At 69.5% G+C, this 12933-nt stretch carries 8 protein-coding genes; 7 read left to right on the forward strand and 1 reads right to left on the reverse strand.

The features are described from left to right. Positions 1-19: 19 nt before the first annotated feature. Positions 20-2581, forward strand: a complete 2562-nt coding sequence (locus ACFYXH_RS11520) for a SpoIIE family protein phosphatase (protein WP_389561878.1) — start codon at positions 20-22, stop codon at positions 2579-2581. Next, a complete protein-coding gene (locus tag ACFYXH_RS11525; RefSeq protein WP_389561879.1) occupies positions 2578-5025 on the forward strand; it encodes a SpoIIE family protein phosphatase in 2448 nt (815 codons plus the stop codon). Before ACFYXH_RS11520 ends, ACFYXH_RS11525 begins: the two co-directional genes overlap by 4 nt. 15 nt (positions 5026-5040) lie before the next feature. On the opposite strand, the gene ACFYXH_RS11530 is transcribed toward ACFYXH_RS11525, so the two are convergent. After that, entirely contained in the window at positions 5041-6135 is a 1095-nt protein-coding gene (locus ACFYXH_RS11530; protein ID WP_389561880.1) for a LacI family DNA-binding transcriptional regulator, read from the reverse strand. Positions 6136-6340: 205 nt separating this feature from the next. Between ACFYXH_RS11530 and ACFYXH_RS11535 the strand changes: the two genes are divergently transcribed. From ACFYXH_RS11535 to ACFYXH_RS11555, 5 genes are all read left to right on the forward strand, one after another. Further along, a complete protein-coding gene (locus tag ACFYXH_RS11535; protein ID WP_389561881.1) occupies positions 6341-7627 on the forward strand; it encodes an extracellular solute-binding protein in 1287 nt (428 codons plus the stop codon). 12 nt (positions 7628-7639) lie between these two features. Beyond that, positions 7640-8611: a carbohydrate ABC transporter permease gene (locus ACFYXH_RS11540; protein WP_389561882.1), complete on the forward strand. Its 972-nt coding sequence runs from the start codon at positions 7640-7642 to the stop codon at positions 8609-8611. Continuing rightward, positions 8608-9468, forward strand: a complete 861-nt coding sequence (locus ACFYXH_RS11545; RefSeq protein WP_389561883.1) for a carbohydrate ABC transporter permease — start codon at positions 8608-8610, stop codon at positions 9466-9468. Before ACFYXH_RS11540 ends, ACFYXH_RS11545 begins: the two co-directional genes overlap by 4 nt. A 54-nt stretch (positions 9469-9522) precedes the next feature. Next, positions 9523-10779 carry a glycosyl hydrolase gene (locus ACFYXH_RS11550; RefSeq protein ID WP_389561884.1) on the forward strand — a complete coding sequence of 419 codons (1257 nt, stop codon included), beginning with the start codon at positions 9523-9525 and terminating at the stop codon, positions 10777-10779. Positions 10780-10902: 123 nt separating this feature from the next. Further along, entirely contained in the window at positions 10903-12924 is a 2022-nt protein-coding gene (locus ACFYXH_RS11555) for an endo-beta-N-acetylglucosaminidase (RefSeq protein ID WP_389561885.1), read from the forward strand. Positions 12925-12933: the final 9 nt, after the last annotated feature.

Genomic DNA, 12933 nt, shown 5'->3' on the forward strand with positions numbered 1-12933 from the left:
GCAGATCAGGTGCACTGAGATGCGCGGCACGGCTGCCGGGGAGCATGCTGGCTGTGTGACCTGGTACGGCGCGGCCGGGTACACCCCGCAGAGCCAGAGTGGGGCAATGCCCGGGCGACTGAACGGCAGCGGCCGAGTTCCGGACGAGCTGTCCCTGGTGCTCGCACAAGCCGCGGTGGGCGCGACCGAAGCTGTCGGCGGGTACGCCGGCGGCGTCTATTTGCGCTCCCGCACGCAGGGGCTGCTGCGGTTGGCCGTGCTCGCCGGGCTGCCCGTCCGGCTGTTCCGCCCCTGGTGGCGTATGCACGTGAACCGCCCGTTTCCGGTGGCCGAGGCCTATCGCTCCGGTCAGGCTGTCCTCCTCGGCGACGCCGACGAGGCCATGCGCCGATTCCCGCAGCTCATGGCGGGCCTGCCGTACCCTTTCGGCTCGCTGTACGCGCCTGTCGTCGGCGGCGACGAGAAGTTCGGCGTGCTGGTGGTGCTGCGGCCCGCCACGCCCGGACACCCGGTCGACCACTCCGACCGCCGCCGGATGCAAACTGCCGCAAGGCGCCTCGGAACCGCTCTGGCGGAGCTGGGCGCGGACGGAGGGCTCGTCGAGTGGGACGGTGAACCGACGCCCGTCCAGCTGCCCACCGCCTCCGCCCCACCGGTGCGGATCGGTTACTTCGACTGGGACCTCGACAGCGGCGCCGTAACCGCCGACGAAGAGCTGTGCACGATCCTCGGCTCCGAGCCGGCGGGCTTTACCGGCACCATCGAGGCACTGGCGGCGCATCTGGCGCCGGAGGACGCGTACGGACTGTGGGCCGTCGCCGCCCAGGCCGCCACATCGGGCGGGCCGGTGTCGCGCAGGATGTGGCTGCGAGGACCGGACGGACGGCTGCATCTGCTCGAACTCTCGGGCCGCCGCACGCAGCCGCCCGGCGACGGTCCGGGCAGCCACCTGACCGGTTTCCTGGTGGACCTCGGCATCGGGCCGGCCGTCGCCGAGGCGACCGACCGGCTCCCGCGGGGCATCTTCTCGCTCGACCGGCTCGGGCGGATCACCCACATCAACCGCATTGCGGAGACTCTGCTCGGTCACTCACGCTCCGAGCTGGCCGGACGCGTCCTGTGGGAGGTCCTGCCGTGGTTCGGGCACCCCGCCTACGAGGACCACTACCGGGCGGCACTGTTCGGGTACGACCCCGTCCACTTCATGGCCCGCCGCGGGCCCAAAGAATGGCTGACGGTCTCCCTCTACCCCGGCCACGACGGCCTGACCGCCACACTGGCCCCGGCAGAGGAACCGGCCTACGCGTCAGGGTCCATCGTCAGGCCGGGCCCCGGGTTCGGCTCCCCGACCGACCGCGCGTCGTCGCTGTACCGCCCGGTCGCCCTGGCCATCGCGCTGACGGAGGCCGTTACAGCCCGTCAGGTGTCCGCCGTGGTCACGGAGGAACTGCTGCCCGCCTTCGGCGGTCGTCAACTGGCGATCTACCTGCTGAACGAAAGACATCTCTATCTGGCCTGGGAGACCGGTTTCCCGAAGGGTTTCCTCGACCGCTTCGACGGCGTCGCGCTGGACGCCCGGCTGCCCGGCGTCGAGACGCTCACCTCCGGCCGCCCCATCTTCTTCGAGTCCATGGAGCGCCTGGCCGCCGCCTACCCCGGCATCCCCATCGACGCGGACGTCGGCGCCCGGGCCTTCCTGCCACTGATCGCCTCCGGACGCCCCGTCGGCTCCTGCATCCTCGGCTTCGACCATCCGCGCGGCTTCAGCCCGGAAGAGCGCACGGTCCTGACCGCACTCGCCGGACTCATCGCGCAGGCCCTCCAGCGAGCCCAGCGTTACGACTCCGAAGCCGCACTCGCCCGTGGTCTGCAGGATGCCCTGCTGCCGCACCGGCTGCCCGTACTCCAGTTTGTCGACACTGTCGGGCGATACCTCCCCGGCACCCAGGGCATGGAAGTCGGGGGCGACTGGTACGACGTCGTAGAGACCAGCTGCGGGGAGCTGGCCCTGGTCATCGGCGATGTACAGGGACACGGTGTCTCCGCCGCCGCCACCATGGGCCAACTGCGCAGCGCCGTACGTGCTTTCGCGCTCAGCGGGCATGACCCGCAGGAGGTGATGAGTGGCACCAACCGGCTGCTCATCGACCTCGATCCGGGCCAGTTCGCCAGCTGCTGCTATATCGTCCTCGACCGGGAATCCGGCTCCACACAGGCCGTACGGGCCGGGCACCCCCAGCCTCTGCTGCGCCATCCCGACGGCCGGACCGAGGTCCTGGACATCCCCGGTGGCGTCGTGCTCGGCGTCGACGTGGAGGCGTCGTACCCCGTCACCGAAATGTGGCTCGAGCCGGGCGCCGTCCTGGCTCTCTACACCGACGGACTGGTGGAGCAGCCGGGAATCGACATCGACCTCGGCATCGAGCGGCTGCGCAGCGCACTCGCCAAGGTCGGCTCGGACCCTCTCGCCGACGCGGCGGACCGACTGATCCTCGAGGCCAGACAGGCCACCGACAGGCCCGACGACATCGCGCTGCTGCTCGCCGCCCGCTGGGCCGACGTCCCACGGCAGGCGCCATGAGCGTAGTGAACGCAGCCGAGGATGCCGGCTTCCGTGGCCCCCTGGATATCACCAGGGCAGCTACGGCTGTACTGGATGCCGACTGCAGGGTCGTCGGATGGAGTCCGAAGGCGCAGGGGCTGCTGGGATACCCGCCCCAGGAGGTGCTTCGGCGCCCGATCGGTGCCCTGATGGTGGAGCCCGCCGATGCCATCCACGCGGTGGCAGACCTGGCGGGTGCGGCACATGGTGGCCGTCAGGTGCTCCATATGCGTCACCGGGACGGCCATATCGTCCGCGTCGTGACGGCAACGCATGCCCTGACCCATGAGGGCGCCGGGCCCGCCTGGCTCCTGGCGGTGGCCGATGCGGAGGAAACGGAGGAGTGGGAGTCCCTGCAGTCGATGCTCCGGGGGCTGGCCACCGAGTCACCCGTCGGTCTGGCCGTCTACGACACGGATCTGCGGGTGGTGTGGACAAACTCCGCCCTGCGTCGGGAGATGGGTACTTCGCAGTACGTCGGCCTGGGCCCGGACGAGATGGTGACCCATGGCAAGGTCCTGTCCCCGGGGTATCCCCCGACTCTGGAGGAGATGATGCGGCAGGTCCTCGCCATCGGCGAGCCTGTCATCGGGCTGCACTACAGCGGCCACCCGCCCGTGGACCCGGAGCACGACCACGTCTGGTCCTGTTCGTACTACCGGCTGCAGGACGCCGGGGGTGTCTCGCTGGGCGTGTGCGAGGAGACCGTGGACATCACCGACGCCTACCTCGCACAGCAGCGGCTGGATCTCCTCGTGCGGGCCGGCGGACAGGTGGGCACGACCCTGAACATGAGCCGTACGGCGCAGGAACTCTGCGTGGTCACCGTCCCGCAGTTCGCCGACGCGGTCACGGTCGACCTTCTGGAGGTCGTGCTGGCAGGTGATCAGCCCACGCAGGGATCCGCGCACGCGCGGGACATGGTACGAGTGTGGGAGGAGCCGGGATTCAAGCGGGCAGGCCCGGGAGGGGCGCGGCCGGCGGGACGGGAGCGAGTCGACTACCCGCCGGACTCGCCCCAGGCACGCAGCCTGTCCTCCGGCCGTCCGGTGCTGGACGGCCCGGCGGACACGGAGCGCGGTAATGGGCAACTACCGCCGCGCTCGCGGCTGGTCGTTCCGCTGCGTGCCGAAGGAGCCACCCTGGGGCTGGTCACCTTCTCGCGGGACCGCCACCCCGCCCCGTTCGACGACGGAGAGCGGGCCGTGGCCGACGAGCTTGTCTCGCGGACCGCCGTATGCATCGACAACGCCCGCCGTTTCACCCGTGAGCACGCCGCGTCCCTCATGCTCCAGCGCAGTCTGCTGCCGCAGAATCTGGCGCAGCTGACCGCAGTTGAGCTGGCGTACCGCTATCTGCCGGCGGACAGCAGGGCCGGGGTGGGCGGCGACTGGTTCGACGTCATCGCTTTGTCGGGCGCGCGGGTGGGCCTGGTCGTGGGAGACGTGGTCGGTCACGGGCTGCGCGCTGCCGCCACCATGGGCCGTCTGCGTACGAGCGTACGGGTGCTGGCCCGGCTGGACCTCGCGCCGGAGGAGCTTCTCGCGCGCCTCGACGACCTCGTGGGGGAGGGCGCCAACGAGCAGGCGGCCGTCCTTGACGAGGGCGAGCAGGTGCCCCATGACGAAGCGCTCGGGGTGACGTGCCTGTACGCCGTGTACGACCCGGTGTCCGGAGTGTGCCGCATGGCGCGGGCCGGGCATCCGCCTCCCGCGGTCGTCGACTCCGGTTCCGGCACCGTCACCTTCCCCGACCTTCCCGCGGGGCCGCCCCTCGGCCTGGGCGCCCTGCCCTTCGAGAGCGTGGAGATGAAACTGCCGGAAGGCAGCCTCATCGCCCTGTTCACCGATGGCCTCGTCCGAAGCCGCGAGCGGGACTTCGACGTCCAGCTCGATACGCTCGGCACAGTCCTCACCGAGCATCGACGCACGCTGGACGAGCTGTGCGACCAGGCAGTGGCCGCGCTGCTGCCGGGCCCCGTGGACGACGACGCCGCGCTGCTGCTCGTACGGACACAGAAGCTGGACCGCCATCAGGTGGCCGAGTGGGAACTGGCCGCCGATCCGGAGGAGGTCGGCCGCGCCCGGGCCGTGGCCACCGAGCAGGTCGGCGCCTGGGGCCTGGACGACCTCGTCTTCACCACCGAACTGGTGGTGAGCGAGCTCGTCACCAACGCCCTCCGGTATGCCGCCGGCCCGATCCAACTGCGGCTCATCCGCGACCAGACCCTGATCTGCGAGGTCTCCGACACCGGACACACCTCACCCAATCTGCGTCATGCCGGCAGTGAGGACGAAGGCGGCCGAGGTCTCTTCCTCGTCGCACGGATGACCCAGCATTGGGGAACGCGCTACACATCGACCGGCAAGACGATCTGGGCCGAGCAGACTGCCCTCCGTGCAAACCCCGACCACCTCGGGTGACACTCCGCGCCAGATCTAAGAGACGCCCGTGGCCAGGTCGTCTCCGGTGGGAGCCGTACTCTCCCGCTCGATCAGCCGGGGGAGCGGCACTGGTACGGACCGGGCCGCGCCGCCGTCGAGCAGAGCGGTCAGTTCCTGTGCGGCGATCCGCCCGAAGGCGACCGTGTCCCGGGAGAGTGCCGTCAGCCAGGGATGGACCATGCGGCACAGCACGGAGTCCTCCCACGAGACGATCGACACGTCGCCGGGAACGGAGAGGCCAAGGCCCGCCGTGACGGCCGCTCCGGCCGCTGCCATCACGTCGTTGTCGTAGATGAGTGCGGTGGGCGGTGTGCTCCCTTCCAGCACCCGGCGGGTCACCGCAGCGCCTTCGGCGTCGGAGTAGTCCGTGGCCAGTGACCGGACCTCGGTCAGCCCGCGCCGGCCGGCCTCGGCGCGCAGCGAGCGGATGCGACGGTCGGTGTGGGCGAGTGACGGCAGGCCCGCGATATGCACGATCCGCCGGTGCCCCAGCTCGTACAGCCGGTCCACGACGGAAGCCATCGCCCCGGTGTCGTCGGCGCGGACCTGCGACAGGTTGGGATGCTGGTCCGGCAGTCCGCCGATGACGACACCGGGCAGGCCCAGCTCGTCGAGGAGCTCCGGACGCGGGTCGTCGGTCCGCGGGTCGACCACCAGGACACCGTCGACCCGGTGCTCGGCCCACCAGCGGCGGTAGACCGCGCACTCGGTCGGTACATCCTCCACCACCTGGAAGAGCAGACCGAGTTGACGCTCCGCCAGGATCTCCTGGATACCCGAGATCAGCTGCAGGAAGAAGGAGTCCACGCCCAGCGTCGCGGCCGGCCGTGCCAGCACGAGGCCGACCGTCGCCGAGCCCTCGCCGGACAGTGCGCGGGCCGCCGTGCTCGGCCGCCAGCCCAGCTGTTCGGCGACGCGCCGGATCCGGTCACGGGTGATCTCCGAGACGCCGGGCCGGTCGTTGAGTGCGAAGGACACGGCGCTCTCCGAGACCCCGGCACGCTGAGCGATGTCCTTCATCGTCGGACGCCGCGCGGGAGCGCGCCTGGCCGGCGAGGCGTCCTTGTCGGACGGGGTATTCGCTGCCATCCGTGCCTCTTTCCTCCTACGTACTAATGCGCTTGAGCACATGCACTCTAAAGCGCATTAGTCGATCACTGCAAGTCGTTCCTTGTGTGCGTCTGACCTGGACTAATGTTCGCCAGGGCGCATTAGTTCCAGCGAATGTATTGACTTCATAGACGGTTCACTTGCAAGGTCTGCACGTCTGGTCCGAGCAAAGGAGCCGTTCACCGTGCGCATTCCCCGCAGGGCACTCGCTGCTGCCGCCGTCCTCGCCACCGTTCTGCCGCTCAGTGCCTGCGGCGGAGGATCCGGCGCCGGCTCGTCCGACGCCTCCGGCAAGGTCGAAGGCAAGATCACCTTCCAGACCTGGAACCTGCAGGCCAACTTCAAGGACTACTTCAACGGAGTCATCGCGGCCTTCGAGAAGAAGTACCCGGGCACCGAGGTGAAGTGGGTCGACCGGCCAGCGGAGGGCTACGCCGACAAGATCAGCGCCGATGCCGCAGGCAACACGCTGCCCGACGTCGTCAATGTCTCCCCGGACCTGGTGGCCCCGCTGGCCAAGGCCGGGCTCGCGCTCGACCTCGACAAGGCGGCCGCGAAGTACCGCAAGGAGTATCTGCAGGGCGCCTGGCAGAGCCACCGGATACCGGGTGTGGACGGCACGTACGCCTTCCCCTGGTACCTCAACACCGGCCCGCTCTTCTACAACAAGCGTCTCTTCAAGGATGCCGGACTCGATGCCGAGAAGCCCCCGAAGACCTATGACGAGGTCTTCGATGCCGGGCTGAGGATGGCCGGGAAGAGCAAGGGGAAGATCGCGACTCTCGCGAACGTTCCCACCATCGAGGACTTCGGCCGCTACGACGTCCCGCTGATGAACAAGGAGGGCACCGGCTTCGCCTTCAACGACGCCAAGGGAGTCGAACTCCTCACCCACTACAAGGGGTTGTACGACGCCAAGGCACTCGACCCGCAGGCGTTGACGGCGACCCCCGAGTCGTCGGGCCACAAGTTCCTGACCGAGTCCGTCGCCATGAACCCCGGCAGCGCGCTGGACCTGGAGAACTTCAAGAAGCAGGCCCCGAGCCTCTACAGGAACATCGGGATCACCGACCAGGTCAGCAGCACGGGCAAGGCCAATATGTATGTCATGGGCGTCATGGTGAACTCCCGGGCCAAGCAGAAGCCCGCCGCCGTCGCCTTCGCCCACTTCGTGACCGACGCGACCCGTCAGATGGAGTTCGCCAAGAAGGTCGCCATCTTCCCGAGCACCGCAGGATCGCTCGACGACCCGTACTTCACCAAGGAGGACGGCACCGATGTGACCCGGGTGCGCATCGCGGCCGCCAAGTCACTGAAGACCGCGGTCAATTACACACCGGTACTGTTCAGCGAGCAGATGAAGACGGAGCTGCGCAACGCGGTGGCCCGGGCGCTGCAGGGCAAGGAGAGCCCCAAGGAAGCGCTTGACAACGCTGTCAAGGCCTGTGACCGGCTGCTGCGGCAGAGCTGAGCCGAGTCCGCGATGAAGACCCCCACCGCCTCCGAGGCGATCTCGCCGGATCCCACCACGGCGGGCCCGGCCGTCCGGAGCCCCGGCTCCGACGGCCGCCGGCCCGCCCGCGGGATCAGGCGCCAACTACCGTCCAGTCCCTGGCTGTTCGCGGCGCCAGGTCTCCTGGTCGTCGGTGCCTTCAGCCTGTATCCGTTCCTCAGCACCCTGGTCAACGCTTTCACCGACCGCCGCACCCTGGTCCCCGGTCAGTACGTGGGCCTCGCCAACTTCCGGGAACTGCTCGACGACGAGATGTTCTGGATCGGGCTGCGCAACAGCACCCTGTACGTCCTCGGTGTCGTCCCCGCCCTGGTGATCCTGCCGCTGCTGCTGGCGATGCTCGTACAGCGGCACATTCCCGGCATCACCTTCTTCCGCTCGGCCTTCTACACCCCGGTCGTCGCCTCCATCGTCGTGGTCGGCCTGATCTGGGTGTGGATGCTCGACGACCGAGGACTGATCAACTCGGTGCTCGAGGCGGTCGGCGTCGGCAAGGTCGGCTTCCTCAGCGACCAGTGGCTGCTGCTCGGCAGCGCGATGGCGGTCACGGTCTGGAAGGGCCTCGGCTACTACATGATCATTTATCTGGCGGCGCTGGCCAATGTCCCGCGCGAGCTGCACGAGGCCGCCGCCGTCGACGGAGCGGGGGCCGTACGCCGCTTCTGCACCGTCACCGTCCCCGCGGTCCGCTCCACCATGGTCCTCGTCGGCGCGCTCTCCTCCGTCGCCTCCTTCAAGGTCTTCTCCGAGGTCTATCTGATGGCAGGTCCCAGCGGCGGCCCGGCAGGCGAGGACACCACGCTCGTGATGCTCGTCCAGCGCGTCGGCACCGGACTGACCGGCCGCGTCGGCTACGCCTCGGCCATCTCGGTGGTCGTCTTCGTCGTCACCGTCGCCCTGATGCTGCTGGTGCTCCGCGCCGACCGCAAGGAGGACGCATGAGCCTCATGAAGATCACGGACGCCGACGGCAGGCGCATCCCCGGCTGGCAGCTCGTACTCCGCTACGGCCTGCTGCTCGCCGTACTGGCGCTGACCGTCGGGCCTTTCCTGTGGCAGCTGTCCACCTCGCTCAAGGGCCCGCACGAGGACATCTTCAGCTCACCGCCCAGATTCCTGCCGGGCGAGCCGACGCTCGACAACTACTCGCGCGTCTCCCGGACCATCCCGGTCTGGGACTACGCGCTGAACTCGCTGAAGGTCGCCACCGCCAATGTGCTGACCAACTGCATCGGCTCCGCACTGGCAGGCTATGCCCTCGCCCGGATGCGCTACCGCGGACGCAGGGCCGCGACCCTGGTGTTCATCCTCGCGATGCTCGTCCCCGTCGAGGGCATCATCATCGCCCAGTTCACCACCATGCGTGACCTCGGCCTGAACAACACCCTGATCGCCGTACTGCTGCCCGGCTGCATCGCAGCGATGAACGTCCTGCTGATGCGCAATGCCTTCCTGAACCTCCCGCACGAGGTGGAGGAAGCGGCATTCGTCGACGGGGCCACCGCATGGCAGCGGTTCCTGCGCATCGCCCTGCCCTCGGTCAAGGGCACCCTCGCCGTCGTCGCCATCTTCGCCTTCATGGGCGCCTGGGACGACTTCCTGTGGCCCCTGATCGTGCTCAGTGACCCGGAGAACTTCACCCTGACCATCGGCCTGAACTATCTGCACGGCACCTTCGCCAACGATGAACGCCTCGTCGCCGCAGGCACGGTCATCGCCGTACTCCCGTTGATCGTTCTCTTCGCCTGTCTGCAGCGCTTCTTCTTCCGCGGTGTCGGCGAGGGCGCCGTCAAGGGCTGACCTGCCCGGCTCCGATCCGAGTGCCGCACCACAGAACCAGGACACCCCTTCCCCATGAGCTCTTCCGTGCCGCGCTTCGGCGCCAACTACACGCCCAGTCAGGGCTGGTTCCACCACTGGCTGGACTTCGACCTCGACGCCGTACGCGCCGACCTGGACTCGATCGCCGGCCTCGGCCTCGACCACATCCGGGTCTTCCCGCTCTGGCCGCTCTTCCAGCCCAACCGGACCCTCATCCGCCCGCGCGCCGTCGAACAGCTCGTACAGCTCGCCGACGCGGCGGCCGAACGCGGTCTGGACGTCAACGTCGACGGCCTGCAAGGGCACTTGTCGAGCTTCGACTTCCTGCCCGCATGGACCCGGACCTGGCACCGGCGGAACATGTTCACCGATCCCGATGTCGTATCGGGACAGGCCGAGTACCTGCGTACGCTCGCGGCCGCGCTCGGTGACCGGCCGAACTTCATCGGCATGACCGTCGGCAACGAGATCAACCAGTTCTCCAGCGGCCCGCACCCCGATCCGGACCGCATCTCGGCCGAACAGGCCGGGAGTTGGCTGCGGCTGCTGCTCGACGCCTGTGAGGCCGGGGCGCCCGGCAGGCTCCATCTGCACGCCGAGTACGACGCGGCCTGGTACCAGGACGACCACCCGTTCACCCCCGCCCACTCGGCACGCATCGGCGCCGCGACCGCCGTGCACTCCTGGGTCTTCAACGGCACCGCCCAGCGGCACGGGCGTACGGGAGTTGCGACCGAGCACCATGCCGCCTACCTGATCGAGGTCTCCAAAGCCTGGGCTCTCGATCCGCGCCGGCCCGTATGGCTGCAGGAGGTCGGCGCACCCGCGCCGCTTGTCCCGGCCGAGCACGCCGCCCACTTCACCGAGGCGACCGTGGCGAACGCGCTGGACTGCCAGGACGTCTGGGGAGTCACCTGGTGGTGCTCCCACGATGTGTCCCGCTCGCTCGCCGACTTCCCCGAACTCGAGTACAGCCTCGGTCTGTTGACCAACGACCGGCAGGTCAAACCGGCCGGCCGCACGATCGCGCGCATCGTCGAGGAGTGGCGGGGGAAGGAACACAGTCCCGCGCCGCGCACCACCGCGCTCGTCGTCGACACCGGTGACGAGGAGACGGCGCCCCAGCGATCCACGTGCGCACCCGGTGGCGCCTTCTTCGAGGCCTTCGCCCGGCTCACGGTGCAGGGCGTCCGGCCCACGGCCGTCCTCGCGGGCTGCGCGGAGGACAAAGAGCACCTCGCTGCACGAGGCATCACCGAAGTGGTAACCCCGGGGCAGGTCGGCCCATGACCTGCCCCACCCCGCCCCTTCCCGTAACTGGGGCTCCGCCCCAGACCCCGCTCCTCAATCGCCGGAGGGGCTGAATATCAGCTCCTCCGGCGACTGAGGACAGACCAAGAAACGGAGCGCACCATGACCCCCCACCTCAGCCGACGCGCCCTCCTGTTGGCATCGGCGGCGGCAGCCTTGACCCCGGCCCTCGTGCCCGGCATCGCGTCCGCCGCGACGAAGACAACGCCCGGCACGCCGTACGCCTCCTACTGGTACCCCGACTCGTTCCCCTCCGGCACCCCGGGCCAGGGCATCACGTGGCGCAGCCTCAAGGCCTGGCGCGCCGAGGACGACACTGATCTGGTGTTCAACAAGTCGGCCGTGCCGCTCGCCCGGCGGTTCACGCCCACGCCGGTCAACGCCACCGCCCGCAGCGGGCAGGCGCGCGTCCAGTCCCTCGTCTCCTTCGGCCCCACCGCCGGCAACCCCTCCCAGGGCGCGGCCACCGCCGACTACTACGCCCTGACCCACTGGTCCTACCTGGACGAGCTGGTCTTCTGGGGCGGCTCGTCGGGGGAGGGCCTGATCCTCGCGCCCAATGCCCCGATCGTGGACGCCGCACACCGCCACGGTGTGCCCGTCCTCGGCAATGTCTTCCTGCCGCCCGTGGCCTACGGCGGCGATCTGCGCTGGACCCGGGACCTCGTCCAGAAGGACTCCTTCGGCAGATTCCCGCTCGCCGAGCGGCTCGTCGCGGTCGCCACGGCGTACGGTTTCGACGGCTGGTTCATCAACGCGGAGACCGGAGGCGGCAACAGCGCACTCGCGGCCGACATGCTCGGCTTCGTGAAGGAGCTGAAGAGTCTGGGCGCGCCGAAGGGGCTGCGCGTCTGCTGGTACGACTCGATGACCGTGAACGGTTCGGTGAGCTGGCAGGGCGCGCTGAACGACCGTAACAAGGCGTTCTTCCAGGCCGCCGACTCCATGTTCATCGACTTCCGCTGGTCGCGGTCCTCGCTGGCGTCCTCCGGGCAGGTCGCTCAGCAACTGGGGCGCATTCGCTACGAGTTGTGGGCGGGAGTCGATGTCGAGGCGAACGGCTGGAACAGGTCCGTCGACTGGGACGCCATCATCCCCGAGAACACGGCGGACATCGTCTCGCTGGGCTTCTACCGGCCCGAGTGGACCCGTAACCACCTGCCCGCGGACCGCACCCCGGCCCAGTTCCACGCCGCCGACGACCGGTTCTGGAGCGGGCAGTCGCTCGACCCGTCGCGGCCCACCTCCGGCGAGGCCTGGCGGGCTCCCGCGCGCGCCGTCGCCGACCGCTCGACCGTCGACACCGTGCCATTCGCGACCGCCTTCAACACCGGCCACGGACTGCGCTGGTACGAGGGCGGCAAGGTGACATCGGACGCGCAGTGGAACCATCTCGGCGTTCAGGACCGCCTCCCGTCCCGCCAATGGGTCGTGCGCACGAAGGGCCAACGCCCTTCGGTCGCCTATGACTTCGCCGATGCCTGGCACGGAGGCAGCAGCCTCCTCGTCGCCGGCTCGCTCAATGCGCCCACCACGGTGGACCTGTACGCGACCAGGCTCCCGCTCACCGCGGACACGGTCGTCGAGCTCACCCACCGAGCCGACGCGGGCCGGGTCGGGGTCGAGCTCGCGGTGGCCGTGGCCGAGCCCTCGGGGCCGGGCGCACCCATTCCGTACACCTACCTTCCCGTGGGCACCGTGGGCCCGGGGAGCGGCTGGACCACCTCGACCGTGCGGCTGAACAGCCCGCCCGGGACCGTGCGCGCGCTCGGTGTCCGACTCACCGCGAGCGGCGGACCCGTGAAATGGCGGCTCGGCGCCCTGGCTGTGCGCGACAAGGCCGCACAGAGCCCCGCCGCCCCGGCCTCCCTGAGGATCACCGCCACCACGGGCGGCGACTTGCGCTTCGGATGGCTGGGCGCCCCGGGCGCGGTTCGTCACTACACACTGCACCGCGTCCTGCCCGACGGGCATCGGCGCTTCCTCGGGGCAACCTGCCAGCGAGCATTCTTCGTCCCCGGCCTGAAACCCGAACAGGGTGAGCAGTCGGCGCGGTTCGAACTGCGAGCGGTCGGGGAGCTCTACACCACATCGGCACCATCGACCGCAGCCCACCCCTGGTAACCACCACCC

The sequence above is a fragment of the Streptomyces sp. NPDC002730 genome, assembly GCF_042888805.1.
Lineage (GTDB): Bacteria > Actinomycetota > Actinomycetes > Streptomycetales > Streptomycetaceae > Streptomyces.

What these genes read in the sequence shown, in the direction of transcription:
- ACFYXH_RS11520 (WP_389561878.1), top strand. Translation starts at nt 20, where the DNA reads ATGCGCGGCACGGCTGCCGGGGAGCATGCTGGCTGTGTGACCTGGTAC.
- ACFYXH_RS11545 (WP_389561883.1), top strand. Translation starts at nt 8,608, where the DNA reads ATGAGCCTCATGAAGATCACGGACGCCGACGGCAGGCGCATCCCCGGC.
- ACFYXH_RS11530 (WP_389561880.1), bottom strand. Translation starts at nt 6,135, where the DNA reads ATGGCAGCGAATACCCCGTCCGACAAGGACGCCTCGCCGGCCAGGCGC.
- ACFYXH_RS11555 (WP_389561885.1), top strand. Translation starts at nt 10,903, where the DNA reads ATGACCCCCCACCTCAGCCGACGCGCCCTCCTGTTGGCATCGGCGGCG.
- ACFYXH_RS11525 (WP_389561879.1), top strand. Translation starts at nt 2,578, where the DNA reads ATGAGCGTAGTGAACGCAGCCGAGGATGCCGGCTTCCGTGGCCCCCTG.
- ACFYXH_RS11540 (WP_389561882.1), top strand. Translation starts at nt 7,640, where the DNA reads ATGAAGACCCCCACCGCCTCCGAGGCGATCTCGCCGGATCCCACCACG.
- ACFYXH_RS11550 (WP_389561884.1), top strand. Translation starts at nt 9,523, where the DNA reads ATGAGCTCTTCCGTGCCGCGCTTCGGCGCCAACTACACGCCCAGTCAG.